This window comes from Duganella sp. CY15W (assembly GCF_009857555.1).
GTDB lineage: Bacteria > Pseudomonadota > Gammaproteobacteria > Burkholderiales > Burkholderiaceae_D > Rugamonas > Rugamonas sacchari.
Window position 1 is genome coordinate 572,582 of the sequence record NZ_WWCQ01000003.1, and the last position, 15,311, is coordinate 587,892.

Annotated in this window: 17 protein-coding genes; 9 read left to right on the plus strand and 8 right to left on the minus strand. The window is 62.2% G+C overall.

Annotation, left to right across the window (positions count from 1 at the left end; genetic code table 11):
• Window positions 1-209 precede the first annotated feature (209 nt).
• Window positions 210-548 (plus strand): hypothetical protein, encoded by a 339-nt coding sequence (locus GTP58_RS17580; protein WP_072788600.1) that lies wholly within the window; start codon window positions 210-212, stop codon window positions 546-548.
• Between the two features lie 61 nt (window positions 549-609).
• Here GTP58_RS17580 and GTP58_RS17585 read toward each other — a convergent pair whose 3' ends face one another.
• Together GTP58_RS17585 and GTP58_RS17590 are read right to left on the minus strand one after the other, a co-directional pair.
• Window positions 610-1,455, minus strand: a complete 846-nt coding sequence (locus GTP58_RS17585) for an HDOD domain-containing protein (protein ID WP_072788603.1) — start codon at window positions 1,453-1,455, stop codon at window positions 610-612.
• Window positions 1,448-1,795: a hypothetical protein gene (locus GTP58_RS17590; protein WP_072788605.1), complete on the minus strand. Its 348-nt coding sequence runs from the start codon at window positions 1,793-1,795 to the stop codon at window positions 1,448-1,450. Before GTP58_RS17590 ends, GTP58_RS17585 begins: the two co-directional genes overlap by 8 nt.
• A gap of 120 nt (window positions 1,796-1,915) precedes the next feature.
• On the opposite strand from GTP58_RS17590, the gene GTP58_RS17595 reads away from it, so the two are divergent.
• Both GTP58_RS17595 and GTP58_RS17600 read left to right on the plus strand, forming a co-directional pair.
• Complete coding sequence (locus GTP58_RS17595) at window positions 1,916-3,496, plus strand: sensor histidine kinase (RefSeq protein WP_072788606.1); 1,581 nt, start codon at window positions 1,916-1,918, stop codon at window positions 3,494-3,496.
• A 14-nt stretch (window positions 3,497-3,510) separates the two neighbouring features.
• Window positions 3,511-3,900 (plus strand): DUF3224 domain-containing protein, encoded by a 390-nt coding sequence (locus GTP58_RS17600; RefSeq protein ID WP_161078545.1) that lies wholly within the window; start codon window positions 3,511-3,513, stop codon window positions 3,898-3,900.
• Window positions 3,901-3,979: 79 nt separating this feature from the next.
• On the opposite strand, the gene GTP58_RS17605 is transcribed toward GTP58_RS17600, so the two are convergent.
• Window positions 3,980-4,333 (minus strand): PEP-CTERM sorting domain-containing protein, encoded by a 354-nt coding sequence (locus tag GTP58_RS17605; RefSeq protein ID WP_161078546.1) that lies wholly within the window; start codon window positions 4,331-4,333, stop codon window positions 3,980-3,982.
• Between the two features lie 254 nt (window positions 4,334-4,587).
• Here GTP58_RS17605 and GTP58_RS17610 point away from each other — a divergent pair, with 254 nt between their 5' ends.
• From GTP58_RS17610 to GTP58_RS17635, 6 genes are all read left to right on the plus strand, one after another.
• A complete protein-coding gene (locus tag GTP58_RS17610) occupies window positions 4,588-5,436 on the plus strand; it encodes a ChaN family lipoprotein (protein ID WP_161078547.1) in 849 nt (282 codons plus the stop codon).
• On the plus strand, window positions 5,433-5,753 hold the full coding sequence (locus GTP58_RS17615; RefSeq protein ID WP_072788612.1) for a thioredoxin family protein: 321 nt from the start codon (window positions 5,433-5,435) through the stop codon (window positions 5,751-5,753). The genes GTP58_RS17610 and GTP58_RS17615 overlap by 4 nt, the downstream gene beginning before the upstream one ends.
• 68 nt (window positions 5,754-5,821) lie before the next feature.
• On the plus strand, window positions 5,822-7,096 hold the full coding sequence (locus tag GTP58_RS17620) for an MFS transporter (RefSeq protein ID WP_161078548.1): 1,275 nt from the start codon (window positions 5,822-5,824) through the stop codon (window positions 7,094-7,096).
• A gap of 136 nt (window positions 7,097-7,232) precedes the next feature.
• The gene (locus tag GTP58_RS17625) at window positions 7,233-8,636 is read left to right on the plus strand and encodes an MFS transporter (protein WP_161078549.1); all 1,404 of its coding nucleotides are present in this window, start codon (window positions 7,233-7,235) and stop codon (window positions 8,634-8,636) included.
• Window positions 8,636-9,727 carry an aldose epimerase family protein gene (locus GTP58_RS17630; RefSeq protein WP_161078550.1) on the plus strand — a complete coding sequence of 364 codons (1,092 nt, stop codon included), beginning with the start codon at window positions 8,636-8,638 and terminating at the stop codon, window positions 9,725-9,727. Before GTP58_RS17625 ends, GTP58_RS17630 begins: the two co-directional genes overlap by 1 nt.
• Before the next feature lie 69 nt (window positions 9,728-9,796).
• Window positions 9,797-10,789, plus strand: coding sequence for a LacI family DNA-binding transcriptional regulator (locus tag GTP58_RS17635; RefSeq protein ID WP_161078551.1), 993 nt, complete (start codon window positions 9,797-9,799; stop codon window positions 10,787-10,789).
• Here GTP58_RS17635 and GTP58_RS17640 read toward each other — a convergent pair.
• Genes GTP58_RS17640 through GTP58_RS17660 form a run of 5 tightly spaced genes read right to left on the minus strand, consistent with a single transcriptional unit; the run spans window position 10,786 to window position 15,271 of the window.
• The gene (locus GTP58_RS17640; protein ID WP_161078552.1) at window positions 10,786-11,697 is read right to left on the minus strand and encodes a dihydrodipicolinate synthase family protein; all 912 of its coding nucleotides are present in this window, start codon (window positions 11,695-11,697) and stop codon (window positions 10,786-10,788) included. The two genes, GTP58_RS17635 and GTP58_RS17640, sit on opposite strands and share 4 nt — an antisense overlap.
• A gap of 23 nt (window positions 11,698-11,720) precedes the next feature.
• Complete coding sequence (locus GTP58_RS17645; RefSeq protein WP_161078553.1) at window positions 11,721-12,983, minus strand: FAD-dependent oxidoreductase; 1,263 nt, start codon at window positions 12,981-12,983, stop codon at window positions 11,721-11,723.
• Entirely contained in the window at window positions 12,980-13,243 is a 264-nt protein-coding gene (locus GTP58_RS17650; protein WP_161078554.1) for a (2Fe-2S)-binding protein, read from the minus strand. The genes GTP58_RS17645 and GTP58_RS17650 overlap by 4 nt, the downstream gene beginning before the upstream one ends.
• Entirely contained in the window at window positions 13,236-14,342 is a 1,107-nt protein-coding gene (locus GTP58_RS17655) for an FAD-binding oxidoreductase (RefSeq protein ID WP_084560329.1), read from the minus strand. The genes GTP58_RS17650 and GTP58_RS17655 overlap by 8 nt, the downstream gene beginning before the upstream one ends.
• The gene (locus GTP58_RS17660; protein WP_161078555.1) at window positions 14,339-15,271 is read right to left on the minus strand and encodes a 4-hydroxyproline epimerase; all 933 of its coding nucleotides are present in this window, start codon (window positions 15,269-15,271) and stop codon (window positions 14,339-14,341) included. Before GTP58_RS17660 ends, GTP58_RS17655 begins: the two co-directional genes overlap by 4 nt.
• Window positions 15,272-15,311: the final 40 nt, after the last annotated feature.

Genomic DNA, 15,311 nt, shown 5'->3' on the forward strand with positions numbered 1-15,311 from the left:
GCGTGCGACACACTCCATCCCCATGTGTTGAAATAGCATTGTTGCTAAGGTTTCTAGCCACTGATTGATGTCGAACAATCTTAGCGCGGTGTGCGCTGGTATCTTGCATGAATGGCAATCAGCTGCAGCAAAACTTTGTTGAAAGAATCTAAGTTTTGCTTAAGTTCGAACCAGCACTATTTGTTCACCCCAACCCAACGAGGAAAATCATGGCACATCATGCTCTCGCTTCCCAGGAAAGCTACAACCCCAACCACCTGCTGGATATCTTGCTTGGCAAGATGCAGCTGAAAAATGATGCCGCACTGTCGCGTCTGCTGGAAGTCGCGCCACCGGTCATCAGCAAAATCCGTCACCACCGTTTGCCGGTCGGCGCTTCGCTGCTGATCCGCATGCATGAAGTGACCGGCATGAGCATCCGCGACCTGCGCGACCTGATGGGCGATCGCCGCACCAAATACCGCCTGTCCGACGCCCAGGGTCGACCTAAGCCTGAAGACCGTCCAGGCGCAGACAAGGCTACGGCAGGAAGCGCGGCGCATCATTAATGCGCTCCTCGCGCAAGCACCTGCCGCATCGGGCATGACACCCGGTCCGGCAGGCAGCCACTCAGGTTAGCAGCACCATAGAAATTTCTTCATACTGCAACTCCGTTTCGCGGAACAATTGCAGATACACCTCTTCATCGAGGCCCAGTGCAGTCCACGCCACGGTGGACACCGGCGGCACCAGATCGTCCTGCACTTGCGCCAGATCGAGCGCGTGCACGATGGCATCGGCCACGTGAATAATCGCTGCCAGGAAACCAGCGCCCGGCGCTTCCGGGTCGTGATGGCCGCCGATGGCCAGCCGCATCGTATCGGAAAAATTCCAGTGCTCCGCTAACGCCAGGCCGGCGTCGACGTGATCGACGCCCAGCACGGTGCGCTCCGCTTCCAGCAGATAACAGTCATGCTGCTCGCGGTAGGCGATGGTTTCCGAATACTGGTTGGGGAAGCAGGACACCAGCACCAGGCGGCCGATGTCATGCAGCAGCCCGGCGGTGAAAGCGTAATCCTGGTTGAAGCGCAACTGGCGCGCCAGCACCTTGGCGCAGGCGGCCGTGGCGATCGAGTGACGCCAGAACGCCTTGTGGTCGAAACCGGGGCAATGGCCTTCGGCAAAGCAGCCGGTAATGGCCGCCGCGGTAATCAGGTTGCGCGTGGTCTGGAAACCCAGGAAGGTAATCGCCTGCTGGATGGTGGTCACCTTGACCTGCAAACCATACAGCGAGGAATTGGCCAGGCGCAGCGTCTTGGCCGTCAGCGCCTGGTCGTGCGAGACTTTTTTGGCCAGCACGGAGATATCCACATCATCCTGGTCGATGCTGTTGAGCAGTTCCATCACCACGACCGGCAACGAAGGCAGGTCGTCCAGCGTGCGGACCACGTCGTCGTAGCTCAGCGTATTACTCATGTTCCGGCGTCTCCTCTACACCCAGGCGATAGTCGGTGATAAAACGGCGCAAGGTGGCGGTCGCCCAGTCGCTGCCGCTGTCGGCATCGTTCTTGCGGAACAGCTGGGCGATGCGCGCCTCGTGATGCTGCAGCGTCGCGGCGACAATTTCCGGCGTCACTTCGTCCTTGAGGATGGGCAGCACGGCGATGCCATGGCGCGGCATCAGCGCCAGCATGGCTTCGGTCAGCGCCGTACCTTGCGGCAGCAGCACATTGCCCTGCACATCAAGCAGCACATCGGACAGGACCATCCCCGGCCGCACCTCCGCCAGCGTGAGTTGATGATAATTGCCTGCCATGCTGCCTCCTGATTGTTTCTTGAACCATATTTCCTGATATTACCATTGTCTTGCCAAGACGCAGTCCATACCGTACATTGGGACGTTGCCGTCAAATCCATGTCGTCGGGAGATTGCTAGATGTTTGGTATTCAAGGCCGCTTGACGCTGCTTTTTGTGGTCATCGTTACGCTGGTGCTGGGGATCTCGGGTACCTACGCCCAATACAGCCTCGGCCATGAACTGGAGGTCAGCAGCCAGCGTTTGCGCCAGGGCGTGCTGACGCGTCTGCAAACCAGCCTGCCGTCCGCGCTGTGGGATCTGGATAAAGCCAAGGTGGATAACATTGTGGCGGCCGAAATGATGCCGCCGGAGCTGGTCTCGATCCGCGTCTACGATACCTCGGTCGGCCTGTTTTCCGGCAAGCTGCGCAATGAGAACGGCACCATTACCTCGATTGAAAACGATGCGGCCGTGGGCGGTTCGCCGGTGGTGGCTGACCTCGCGTATCGCGATTCCGGCGCGGCCGGCGCTGCGCTCAAGCCGGTGATCGTGGGCCGCGTGGTGGTCAATTTCAGCCGCGCCCAGATCGACGCCACGCTGGCGGCCGAGGTGCGCCGCAAGGTGACCGAAGTGCTGCTGCTGGACCTGATCCTGGTGGCGGCGCTGGCGCTGTCGCTGCGCATCGTGTTCGATCCGCTCAAGCGCCTGCGCGATGGTCTGTTTGACCTGGCCACGCGCGGCAGCGATGAAGTGGAAGAGCTGCCGGACAGCCGCCACGATGAACTGGGCGAAGTGATCCGCGGCTTCAACGCCATCCAGCGCAAGGTGAAGTCGAATATCCAGCGCATCCGCGAGGCCGAGGATGAGGCGCGCAAATCGGCGCAAGCCACGGCCAAGGCCATGGACGATCTGCGCCGCACGCAGGAATCGCTGTTGCAGGCCGAGCGCCTGGCGTCACTGGGCGGCCTGGTGGCCGGCGTGGCGCACGAGATCAACACGCCGGTCGGCATCGCGCTGACCAGCGCCTCGGTGCTGATGGAAGCCACCGAGAAGGTGCAGGCCTCGGTCCAGGATGGCAATATCAAGAAGTCCGACATCACGCGCTACCTGGAGACGGCATCCGAAAGCACGCGCCTCATCATGAACAACGCCTACCGCGCGGCGCACCTGATTCACAGCTTCAAGCAGATCGCGGTGGACCAGGTCAGCGAGGCGCGCCGCCGCTTTGAGCTGCGCGACTATATCAATGAGGTGGTGTCCAGCCTGCAGCCCAAGCTCAAGAAGACGCGCATCACCGTCAGCATTGCCTGCCCGCCGGACATCATGCTGGACAGCTATCCGGGTGCGCTGGCCCAGGTCATCACCAACCTGACGCTGAACTGCGTCGAGCATGCGTTTGAGGTGGACGATGAGGGCCGCATCATGATTGGCGTCGCGCAGCAGGGCGACTGGATTGAAATGCAGGTGACCGACAACGGCAAGGGCATCCCGCCCGACATGCTGGACAAGGTATTCGATCCGTTTGTCACCACCCGGCGCGGACAGGGCGGTACCGGTCTGGGCCTGAACATCGTATTCAACCTGATCGCCAAGCAGTTTGGCGGCAGCATCTCGGTGTCCAGCGTGCTGGGGCAAGGCGCCAGTTTCGTGCTGCGCATGCCATGCGTGACGCCGGTCGATGACACCGCGCTGCATGCCGACAGCCGCCTGCACGTTTAATCACAGGAGATCGTATGCCCTTTGTCACGGGAGAATTTGAGGTTGCCATGAAACCGGAGTCGATGTCGGATGTGGCGGCGGAGAGCGGCATCGGCCGCATGTCGCTGGACAAGCATTACCACGGCCCCTTGCAAGCCGAAGGCAAGGGCGAAATGCTGGCGTATATGGACCGTGCGCTGGGCTCCGGCGTGTATGTGGCGATCGAGCGGGTGACGGGGACGCTGGATGGCCGCAGCGGCAGTTTTTTGCTGCACCACACGGGCGTCATGACGCGCGGCTCGCCGGGCCTGACGGTCGCGGTGGCGCCCGATTCCGGCAGCGAGCAGCTGGCAGGCCTGAGCGGTTCGCTGCACATCCGCATTGAAGGCGGCAAGCACTATTACGACTTTGAGTACGCGCTCTAGTCCATGGTGTGACATTCGGCCTGCCTGCAAATAAAAAATCCCGCAACCAGGCGGGATTTTTGCTGCAGTCGAACGAAGCTTATTCGTCAGAGAACTTTTCGGAAGACTGATGGCGGCGCGATGCAAAGCCCAGTACAACCAGGCCCAGCATCAACATAATAAAGGTTTGTGGTTCCGGCACCGGCGTGGCGGGATCGTTTTGAGATTGTTGTTTCGGGTCGGCCGGCGGTAAGGCATTTTGATCAGCCTCATTGGTCTTGGCGACAGGAGCGCTGATATCGCATGGCGCAGTGTCGTTGGCTTCGCAATGTGCGAGTACAATTGTCGCAGGTGCAACATTGTGATTGATAGCCGGTGCGGCAGGACTAGCCTGTACGGCGCCGGCAAGGCTTAAAGCAATTAAAGCTGTCGAGATCAAGGACAAAACTTTCACGATTTACACTCCTGGCGTTGCTTTGAACAGGATGTTAAGGTCAATCTAATACAGAAACGATAAATTTGCGGCGCGGTGCTGACGCACTTGCTACCGTTCTGATATTAAATCACAGTTCATAACATATTGCCATCTGTTTTTCTTTTGTGATAACGTAATTTTGCGTCGCAACAACACCCGCCGGCAGCTTGCCAGTGGCGCAGAAAATTTATACTCTTCAACCATTAAATTCTATGCACACTCGCGCGTTTCAGATGTTTTTCACATATACAGCACAAATTCGTTTGACTTCGGGCCTGCTGGCCGCCGTTCTGGCGACCGGCTGCGCCATTGGCGGCAAGACAGCAGCGACTTCTACACCACTATTGCCAAATAGTAACACTTCTCAGGTTTTGCTGCTGGGAGAAGTACATGACAATGCCCAAGGCCATAAGCTCCGGTATGAACTGTTGCGCCAGCGCGTGGAAGCGGGCTGGCAGCCGGCCATCGTCATGGAGCAGTTCGACCGTGAAAACCAGGACGTCCTGGATAAGGCACAAAAGAAATGCCTGGATGCACAGTGCGTAATCCAGGTAGCTGGCGGTGCGCGCTGGGATTGGCAATTGTATTATCCTGTGATTCAGCTGGCGCTGACGCACAATTTACCGTTGATCGCCGGCAACCTGTCGCGTGCCGATGCGTCGCGCGTGGTGCGCGATGGCGTGAAGTCGAGCTTTGATGCGAAGAGCGTCCAGGACTACAAGCTGGACCAGCCGCTGCCGGCGGCCATCCGCAGCGCCCAGCAGCAGGAGATCGTCACCGGCCACTGCAATATGCTGCCGGAGATGATGGTGGGCGGCATGGTTGACGCGCAGGTGGCACGTGACATCTGGATGGCCAAGCTGATTCGTGAACAGCGGCCGCGCGACGTCGTGCTCATCGCCGGCAATGGCCATGTGCGCAAGGACATCGGCGTCGGCTACTGGCTCAACCAAGTGGCGCCTGCGCTGACCGTGTACAGCGTCGGCTTTATCGAAGGCAGCGACAACGGTGGTCGCTACGACAGTATTCAGACACTGGCGGCGCAGCAGCGCGACGACCCGTGCAAACAGGTTAAAAAATGAAGACACGCTACCTCCCCGAAGCGCCGCAGCGCGCCGAGATCGACGCCATGCCGGGCGCGGTGATGCTGGAGTTCGGCGCCAACTGGTGCGGCCATTGCATGGCCGCGCAGGCGCCGCTGCAGCAGGCCTACGCCGGCCACGACAAGGTGAGCCACTACAAGGTCGAAGACGGTCCCGGCCGGCCGCTGGGACGCTCGTTCCGCGTCAAGCTGTGGCCGACCATGATCTTCCTGCGCGACGGTCAGGAAGTGGCGCGCCTGGTGCGGCCGTTGAACGCTGACGACATCTCTGCGGCATTTGCGCAAATAGACAGTTAGCCATACTTGGCAATCCTGCAAGGTGGTGTGTATGATGGCCCGCACACCAATAATCAGGAGCGCCAAGCATGAGCCAGCTTCATCCGGGATCGCCTAAAACCAATTCTGCGGCTACGGTGCTGTTTGCCAGCCTGATTGGCACCACGATTGAGTTCTTCGATTTCTACATCTACGCCACTGCTGCGGTGCTGGTGTTCCCCAAGCTGTTCTTTCCTGCCAGCGATCCCGCTGCGGCCACCCTGCAATCCCTCGCGACATTCGCCATTGCCTTCTTTGCCCGTCCGGTAGGTTCCGCCGTGTTCGGCCACTTCGGCGACCGCATCGGCCGCAAGGCGACGCTGGTGGCGGCGCTGCTGACCATGGGCATCTCGACCGTGGTGATCGGCATGCTGCCGACGTACGCCGCGATCGGCACGCTGGCGCCGGCATTGCTGGCGCTGTGCCGCTTTGGCCAGGGGCTGGGCCTGGGCGGCGAGTGGGGCGGTGCAGTGCTGCTGGCCACCGAAAACGCGCCACCGGGCAAGCGCGCCTGGTACGGCATGTTCCCGCAGCTGGGCGCGCCGATTGGCTTCTTCCTGTCGGGCGGCATCTTCCTGCTGCTGAGCCAGACGCTCAGCGATAGCGAGTTCTTCAGCTACGGCTGGCGGATTCCCTTCCTGGCCAGCTCGCTGCTGGTGATCGTGGGCCTGTACATCCGTCTCAAAATTCACGAAACGCCGGACTTCCAGAAAGTGCTGGACAAGAACGAGCGCGTCAAAGTGCCGGTCCTCACGGTCTGGCACGACCATGGCCGCGCGCTGTTCCTCGGCACCCTGATTGCGCTGGCGACCTTTGTGCTGTTCTACCTGATGACCGTGTTTGCGCTGAGCTGGGGCACCAGCGCGCTGAAATTCTCGCGCAAGGATTTCCTGATCCTGCAGCTGTTTGCCGTGGTGTTCTTCGCGCTGACGATTCCGTTCTCGGCCATCTGGGCCGACCGCAAGGGCCGCCGCAGCACGCTGATCTGGGTATCGGCCGCGATTGCCGTGTTTGGCCTGGCGATGGCGCCCATGTTCGGTTCCGGCAATGCGGTACAGGTCACCATCTTCCTGTCGGTGGGCCTGGGCCTGATGGGGCTGACCTACGGCCCTCTGGGCACCATCCTGTCCGAACTGTTCCCGGCCGAGGTGCGCTACACGGGCGCGTCGCTGACCTTCAACCTGGCCGGCATCCTGGGAGCGTCGCTGGCGCCGTACGCGGCGACCTGGCTGGCCACCAACTACGGTTTGCAATACGTCGGCTACTATCTGTCCGGCGCCGCGCTGATTAGCCTGGCAGCATTGCTTTTAGTCAAAACCAAATAAGTCATCGTACAACTTAGGCCCGCAAGCAGTGGATTCTGCTTGCTTCTGCCCATTTATGGTTGTACGATGACATACGACTAAGCATGATCTCGTGGAGACCGAGAGATCATCACATAAACAAAACATAAGTGATGCCATGAACCTGAGCGAGCCCGTCAATGCGCAAGCGGTGGCCCAGTCCGTCGGTAAATACCGCTGGACCATCTGTGCCCTGCTGTTTTTTGCTACCACCGTCAACTACCTGGACCGTCAGGTCCTGAGCCTGCTGGCGCCGGCCTTATCGGTCGAATTCGGCTGGAGTAACACCGACTACGCCAACATCGCTGCCGCCTTCCAGTTTGTCTACGCCATCTCGATGCTGTTTGCCGGCCGCGTGGTGGACAAGATCGGCACCAAGGCCGCCTACGTGGTGGCGATCACCATTTGGTCGCTGGGTGCGCTGATGCATGCGTTCTCGGTGCCGATGGGCCAGGCGGGCGTGGCGATCCTCGGCGTCTTTGGCGTCGCCGCCGTGCCCTCCATCGTCGGCTTCATGATTTCGCGCGCAGTACTGGCGGTAGGCGAGGCCGGCAATTTCCCGGCCGCGATCAAGGCCACGGCCGAATACTTCCCGAAAAAAGAACGCTCCTTCGCCACCGGTATTTTCAACTCCGGCGCCAACGTGGGCGCCATCCTGGCGCCGATTGCGGTGCCGGTGCTGGCGGCCATCTGGGGCTGGCAGGCGGCGTTCATCATGATCGGCATGCTGGGCTTCATCTGGATGAGCGTGTGGCTATGGCTGTACGACAAGCCGGAGCAGCAGAAGCGCCTGTCGTCCGCAGAGCTGGCCTATATCCGCAGCGACTCCATCGCCCCGGCCGAGAGCAGCGAAGCCGCGTCGATTGCCGCCGCGAAGAAAGTGTCGTGGCTGCAGTTGCTGAAATACCGCCAGACCTGGGCCTTCGCGTTCGGCAAATTCATGACCGACGGCGTGTGGTGGTTCTTCCTGTTCTGGCTGCCGACCTATCTGGCCGCGCAGTACGGCATGAAGGGGGAGGCCATCGTGCTGCCACTGGCGGTGTTGTACAGCATGACCATGGTCGGCTCGATTGGCGGCGGCTGGATGCCGAGCTACTTCATGTCGCGCGGCTATGCGCCCTATGACGGCCGCATGAAAGCCATGCTGGCGATTGCGTTCTTCCCGCTGGTGGTGCTGCTGGCGCAGCCACTGGGGGCGATCAGTTACTGGGTACCGGTGCTGCTGATCGGAGTCGGCGCCTCGGCGCACCAGGCCTGGTCGGCCAACATCTTCACCACCGTGTCCGACATGTTCCCGCAAAAATCGGTGGCGTCGGTGATCGGTATCGGCGGCATGGCCGGCGGCATCGGCGGCGTGCTGCTGACCAAGCTGGGTGGCTGGGTATTCGACTACTACAAATCGGTCAACAATATCGGCGCCGGCTACATGATCATGTTCACCATCTGCGCGCTGGCTTACCTGGCGGCCTGGCTGGTGATGAAGGCGCTGGTCCCGCGTCACAAGGAAATCACGGACCTGTGATGCGCTGCGTGCTCCTTGCCGGGTTGCTGGCGGCATCCGCTGCCGCCACAGCCGGCATTCGCGTGCAAGCCTACGGCGTCACGGCGGCCGGCCAGCCGGTGGAAAAAGTCGTGCTTGAAAATGCGCGCGGCATGAAGCTGGCGTATATCGACTACGGTGCGACGCTGGTGCAGGCCGACGTCGCCGGCCGCAACGGCCAGCGCCGCAACATCATCCTCAGTCTGCCCGACCTTGCCGCGTTTGAGCGTACGCGCGGCCGCTATGGCGCCATCATCGGCCGCTACGCAGGGCGCATCGCCAACGGCCGTTACACGCTGGACGGCAAGACCGTGCAGCTGCCGGTCAACAGCAAGGGCGTGGCAATTCACGGCGATCCGGCGCCGTGGGGAACGCGCGTGTGGCAGCGCCAGGACTTTGCCGATAAAGACTCGATAGGTTCGATCTACCGCCTGCACAGCGCGGACGGCGACCAGGGCTTCCCCGGCGCGATGGAGGTCAGCGTGACGTACCGGCTGCTGCGCAGGCGCGACGAGTTCCGCATCGAGTACCAGGCCACGACCAGTGCGCCGACGGTGCACAACTTCACCAATCACGTCTATTTCAACCTGGCCGGCGCCGCCGCCAATACGCTGGACAGCCACCGCTTCCAGATCGACGCCGACCGTTATCTGGAAACCGGCAAGCTGCGCATTCCCACCGGCGCCATGCCGCAGGTGCAAGGAACGCCGTTTGATTTCCGCCGCGCGGCCGGCGTCAGCGAGCGGCTGGCGGCCGTGCAGGGCTACGACCATAGCCTGCTGTTCTCCAAGCCGGCGGGCGCCTATGCGCAGGTGGCGGTCATCCGCGACCAGGCCAGCGGCCGGCGCATGGTCGTCAGCACCAGTGAACCCTCGGTGCAGTTTTACACCGTCAACGGCTTTGACGGCACGGAAGTGGGCAGCGAGGGCGTGGCCTATCAGCGCTATGGCGCCTTTGCGTTCGAAACCCAGCATTTGCCGGATAGCCCGAACCATGCCAGCTTCCCGGCTACAGCGTTGTATCCGGCGCAGGTATTCCGTTCCCGGACCAGTTTCAGCTTCGCCAGCGACTGACCGAACATGCCGTCATGATAAGATTGTCCCTTTGGCGCAGCAGCCCAAAGTATTACGACAGTCTGAAAAATGAAAAAAAACGTAGCAACCATCCGTGACGTGGCCGCCGCCGCCGGGGTATCGACTGCCACTGTCTCCAAGTTCGTCAACGGCGCGCAGCGCTTTTCGCCTGCGGTCGAAGCGACCATCACCGAAGTGATTGCAAGGCTGGGTTACCGTTCCAACCCGCTGGCCGCGTCCATGATTACCGGCCGCACCAAGAGCATCGGCCTGTCCGTGCTCGACGTCAGCAACCCCCATTTCACCAGCATCGTCAAGGGCGCCAACCGCGTGGCGCTGGCGCACGGCTATACGCTGCTGCTGGTCGATACGGAAGAAAATCCCGGCCGCGAGCGTCCATTGCTGGAAGCCCTGAGCCGCCGTGTGGACGGCATGATCGTATTCTCGCGCATGCTGGAAACGGAAATGGACTGGATGACGGAGCTGGGCAAGCCGCTGGTGTTCTTCGGCCGCCTGAATCGCCTCGAAATCCCGTGGGTCATCAGTGACGACCACCGTGGCGCCTACATGCTCACGCGCCATCTGGTGTCGCTGGGCCACAAGCGCATCGCCTATCTGGGTTTTCCGCCGTCGCGCCGCGACGAGGAACGTCTGGGCGGCATCCGCGAATGCCTGGCCGCGCATGGGCTGGAGCTGGAAACCCACCATGGCAGCGCGCCAACAGCGGCGGAAGGGGAGCGTATGTGCTCGTCCATCATGCTCGGCTCCCAGCATCCCGATGCGCTGATCTGCTACAACGACCTGATCGCGCTGGGATTCATGAAAGCCGCACAGTCGCTGGGCTTCAAGCTGCCGGAAGATATCTCGGTGGCCGGCTTCGACAATATTCAATACGGTTTATACACGTCGCCGGCATTGACTACGGTTGACCTGCAAAGTGAACGCATGGGCGCCGCGGCGATGGAAAAGCTGATTGCGACGATTGAAGGCAAGACACCGGCCACCACCACGGTGATCGAGCCGCAACTGATTTTGCGCGGCTCTACCATCAAACGCAGTTAGAAGTACTGGTTGACGTCCGGACGCGTTGCCAATGCCTTCTCAACGATGGCGGTCACGCGGGCACGGTCGGCGCCTTGCAACGGCTGGCGTGGGCGGCGCACGTTTTCGTTGCCGACACCGGCCAGCTGCTCCACCAGCTTCAGGTTCTGTACCAGCTTGGTCGACACGTCCAGGTGCATCAGCGGCATGAACCACTGGTACAGCTTGAGTGCTTCGTCCCAGCGTTTGGCTTTCATCAGTTTGTACAGGGCCACAGTCTCTTTCGGGAAGGCGACCACCAGGCCGGCCAGCAGGCCGTCCGCACCCACCGCCAGACCTTCGAACGACAGGTCATCCACGCCCATGAACAGCTGGTAGCGGTCGCCGACGGCGTTGCGCAGGTCGGTGATGCGGCGCACGTTGTCGGTCGATTCCTTGATGGCGACGATCCACTCGCAGTCGGCCAGTTCCTTGAAGTCTTCCGGCGTCAGGTCGACCTTGTACGACACCGGATTGTTGTAGACCATGATCGGCAGCTGCGCGGCCTTGGCGATCACGCGCAGATTGTCCATCGCTTCACGCGCATCGGCCGCGTACAGTACGGACGGCATCACCATCAAGCCTTGCACGCCCAGTTCATGCGCTTTCTCGACGAAGCGGCAGGCGGTGGCGGTGCGGGTTTCGCTGACATTCACCAGCACCGGCACGCGGCCGTTGGCGACGTTCAGCGCGGTCTTGGTCACTTCCAGTTTCTCATCGAAGGACAGGGTGCTGGCTTCGCCCAGCGAACCGCAGGTCAGCAGTGCGTGCACGCCGCTGTCGATCTGGAAGTTGAAGTGCTTCTCCATCGCGGCGTGGTCGAGATCCTCGTTCTCTTTGAATTTGGTGGTTACTGCGGGGAAGACGCCTTCCCATTTTGCTGCTGCCATGCTGTTCTCCTTTGTGTAAATAATTAGTCGATGATGCTGGAAATACGGGTGGGTGAAATCGGCATGCGTACCGCGTCCGGACGCCAGCCGTAAAGAATCTCTGTCGCGCCGCCGCAGATGCGGCCCTGGCATGGCCCCATGCCGCAGCGCGTTTGCAGCTTGGCGCTGCGCCAGCTGGTATGGGTGCGCAGGTCGCCATGGCAGACGTCTTCGCAGCGGCAGACGATGGTGTCATCACCGGCCAGCGTGCGCAGTTCGGGACGCAGCGTAAATGCACGCGCCAGGCGCGCGGCAAACTTCTGCCACGAGGCGCGGCTGGCGAATGCTTCCCTGGCCTGTTCCGCATGCCCGGCAGCGGCCAGGCCGGCAATGCGGCCTTCCGCCAGCGCCAGGTCGACACCGCCCACGCCCGTGCCTTCACCAGCGCAGTACACGTCCGCCAGCGTGGTGCGTTGCCATGCATCGACCTGCACCGCCATTTGACCGTTGTGCATGGTGGTGGCGCAGCCGAGGGCCTGTGCCAGTTCCAGATTGGGCAGCAGGCCATAGCCGCAAGCCAGATAATCGCATTGCAGGGTTTCCTGGTCGCGTTCCGTGCCGCGCTGGACCTGGATCGATTGCAGCGTGCCATCGCCGTGCGCGGAATGCACATAGCTGTTGCGCAGATAGGGCACTCCGCCCAGTTGCGCCATCAGTCGCAGCGCCTGCGCGATTTTCGATGGCGTGGCCACCAACCCGAGTGCGAAGCGCAGCAGCGCCGGCGTGGCGGCCTGCTCGATGATAGCGATGATCTGCGCGCCCTTGCCTTGCAGTGTGGCGGCCGCCGCCAGCAGCAGTGGGCCGCTGCCCGCAACGACAATCCGCTTGCCTTCCAGCGGATAGCCGCCCTTGGACAAGGCTTGCAGGCCACCTGCACCGGTGACGCCGGGCAGCGTCCAGCCAGGGAAGGGCAACAGGCGTTCGCGTGCGCCAGTCGCCAGTATCAGTTTTTTGTAATGCAGCGTGATGGAAGCGTCAGGCGTCTGCAGCAGCAGGTGGCCGGGCAGCGGCGCATACATCACACGGGTCTGCGGCATGAATTCGACATGCGCCGCGCTGCGCAGTGCTTGCCACAACTGCGGTGCGCGCTGGTCTGCCTGCAGATCGGGGCCGCCGCGCCATATCTGGCCGCCAGCCAGCGGATTGTCGTCGATGATGGCCACGTGTGCGCCTTGCGCCGCCGCCGCATGGGCGGCAGCCAGGCCTGCCGGGCCAGCGCCGACAACGACGATGTCGGCATACTTCATGGCTGCACCTCACCGGCAGTCACTACGTGCATGCCGTCGGCGCACAGCGTCTGGCACGACAGCTGATGCGGGCGGCCGTTGATCATCACGCGGCATTCCTGGCAGATGCCCATGCCGCACAAGGGCGCGCGCGTCGCACCGCTGACGGAGCGCCGGGTAACGCCGCTGCCTGCCATGGCGATCGCGGCGGCCACCGTAACGCCCGGTTCCACGCTGATACTCTGTGCGTTGATGCACAGCGTGATCTTGCCGTCATCCATGGAAGCGTCCTGGCAAATAGGGCACATAGGGGATGCGGGTTTTTTCCTTCTGTATTTGTCCTGCCAGCAGCTGCGCCGTGGCCAGCGAGGTGGTGATGCCCAAGCCTTCGTGACCGGTCGCCAGCCACAAACCGCGCCTTGCGCTGCTTGGCCCTATCAACGGCAAGCCATCCGGCGTGGCGGCGCGGAAGCCGGTCCAGGTGCGAAGCACATTCAATTCCTTGAGCTGCGGCGTGAAGCTGGCAGCATGGCGCAGCATGCGTTGCAGCATGGCCGGCTCCACCGCCGGATCGATTGTGTCGAACTGGCGGGAGGAGCCGATCAATATCTGTCCGGTAGGACGGGGCTGCAAATTGAAGGCCACCGAATCGCCGCTGGCGGCGTGCGCGCTTTTGATGTAGCCCAGCTCCACCAGCTGGTGCTTTACAAAACCGGGATAGCGGTCGGTGATGGCCAGGTGTCCTTTCTTGGCTTGTATCGGCAGCTCGGGCAGCAGCACGCTGGAGCGCACGCCTGCCGCCAGTACGATGTGCTGCGCCTGATGGCGCGTGCCGTCGCCCAGTACCACCGCATGGTCTTCAATCGCCGTGACCTGGGCGCGTTTGGTGATGGCGCCGCGCCGCATGGCACGGTCCAGCAGGATGCGCGTGGTCTTGGGCGGATAGACCAGACCGTCGCCGCGCACCAGCAGACCGCCGGCCAGGCCGGCACGTAGTTGCGGTTCGCGCGCATACAGCGCGGCGGGCGTCAGCACTTCGCACAGCAGGCCGTGGCCGCACAAGGTCTGCGCCTTGACCAGTGCCGCCTCCATTTCTTCTTCGTCAGCGGCGACCCAGATGGTGCCGCAGCCACTGTACTCATGGCGTTGCGGACGGTCGCCAACCAGGTCTTTCCACAGCGACAGCGAGTAGGCCGACAGCGCCAGTTCTGCCGCATTGTCATCCATGACCACCAGGTGGCCCATGCCGGCGGCAGTCGCGCCACCGCCGGCAATGTCCTGCTCAATGACCGCCACGCGCAGCCCACGCTCACTGAGCGCGTCTGCACAGGCAGCACCGACGATGCCGGCGCCAATGACGATCACTTCGGCATTATTCACCGTATGCCCCAGACGAATGGATCGCTCATGTCGAGGATCAGTTGCGCCTGCGCGTTGACCCACGCCTTGCCGCGGATGCTGGGCAGCAGCTGGCCATCGCGCACGCGGTACGACGCTTCAAACACGCTGCCGATCACGCTCTCCTGTTTCCATAATGCGCCTTCGGCCAGCTTGCCATCCGCCGCCAGGCAGGCCAGCTTGGCGCTGGTGCCGGTGCCGCAAGGCGAGCGGTCATAGGCCTTGCCGGGGCAGAGCACGAAGCTCTGGCTATCGGCGCCGGTGCGGGAATCGGCAAATAGTTCGATGTGGTCGATCACCGCGCCGTTGTCGCCAGTGATGCCCTGGTTGGCCAGTGCCTGCGCGACTGCCACGGTGTAATTGGTCAGCGCTTCCACATTGCGCACCTCCAGCGGCAAGCCATGGTCGGCAACCAGGAAGAACCAGTTGCCGCCGTAGGCGATGTCGCCGGTGACAGCGCCGATGCCCGGCACCTCGACCGTCACCGCAGCGCGGCTGCGGTAAGACGCCACATTGTCCACGGTGACGCTGCCGTCTGCATGCAGCTCCGCTTCCACCACGCCCACCGGCGTATCGATGCGGTGGCGTCCGGCTGCGATGCGGCCCATGAAGGCCAGCGACGCCACCAGGCCAATCGTGCCATGGCCGCACATGCCCAGATAGCCAACGTTGTTAAAGAAGATAACCCCGGCCACGCAATCCGGCGCATGCGGTTCGCACAGCAGAGCGCCGACCAGCACGTCAGAACCGCGCGGTTCGCACACCACCGCCGAGCGGAATTGATCGTGCGACTGGCGCAGCAGGGCCACGCGTTCGCTGAGGGGACCTGCGCCCAGTTCCGGGCCGCCGTCGATGACCAGACGGGTAGGTTCACCGCCGGTGTGGGAGTCGATGATGGAGATGGTTTTCATGCCATAAATCTTAGGCTTCCCCGTGTGCGCTGTCTTGCAC

Coding starts and splice junctions, on each gene's coding strand:
- GTP58_RS17620 (WP_161078548.1), top strand. CDS start 5,822: ATGAGCCAGCTTCATCCGGGATCGCCTAAAACCAATTCTGCGGCTACG.
- GTP58_RS17650 (WP_161078554.1), bottom strand. CDS start 13,243: ATGGATGACGGCAAGATCACGCTGTGCATCAACGCACAGAGTATCAGC.
- GTP58_RS17610 (WP_161078547.1), top strand. CDS start 4,588: ATGTTTTTCACATATACAGCACAAATTCGTTTGACTTCGGGCCTGCTG.
- GTP58_RS17660 (WP_161078555.1), bottom strand. CDS start 15,271: ATGAAAACCATCTCCATCATCGACTCCCACACCGGCGGTGAACCTACC.
- GTP58_RS17635 (WP_161078551.1), top strand. CDS start 9,797: ATGAAAAAAAACGTAGCAACCATCCGTGACGTGGCCGCCGCCGCCGGG.
- GTP58_RS17640 (WP_161078552.1), bottom strand. CDS start 11,697: ATGGCAGCAGCAAAATGGGAAGGCGTCTTCCCCGCAGTAACCACCAAA.
- GTP58_RS17600 (WP_161078545.1), top strand. CDS start 3,511: ATGCCCTTTGTCACGGGAGAATTTGAGGTTGCCATGAAACCGGAGTCG.
- GTP58_RS17595 (WP_072788606.1), top strand. CDS start 1,916: ATGTTTGGTATTCAAGGCCGCTTGACGCTGCTTTTTGTGGTCATCGTT.
- GTP58_RS17590 (WP_072788605.1), bottom strand. CDS start 1,795: ATGGCAGGCAATTATCATCAACTCACGCTGGCGGAGGTGCGGCCGGGG.
- GTP58_RS17625 (WP_161078549.1), top strand. CDS start 7,233: ATGAACCTGAGCGAGCCCGTCAATGCGCAAGCGGTGGCCCAGTCCGTC.
- GTP58_RS17630 (WP_161078550.1), top strand. CDS start 8,636: ATGCGCTGCGTGCTCCTTGCCGGGTTGCTGGCGGCATCCGCTGCCGCC.
- GTP58_RS17580 (WP_072788600.1), top strand. CDS start 210: ATGGCACATCATGCTCTCGCTTCCCAGGAAAGCTACAACCCCAACCAC.
- GTP58_RS17645 (WP_161078553.1), bottom strand. CDS start 12,983: ATGAAGTATGCCGACATCGTCGTTGTCGGCGCTGGCCCGGCAGGCCTG.
- GTP58_RS17615 (WP_072788612.1), top strand. CDS start 5,433: ATGAAGACACGCTACCTCCCCGAAGCGCCGCAGCGCGCCGAGATCGAC.
- GTP58_RS17585 (WP_072788603.1), bottom strand. CDS start 1,455: ATGAGTAATACGCTGAGCTACGACGACGTGGTCCGCACGCTGGACGAC.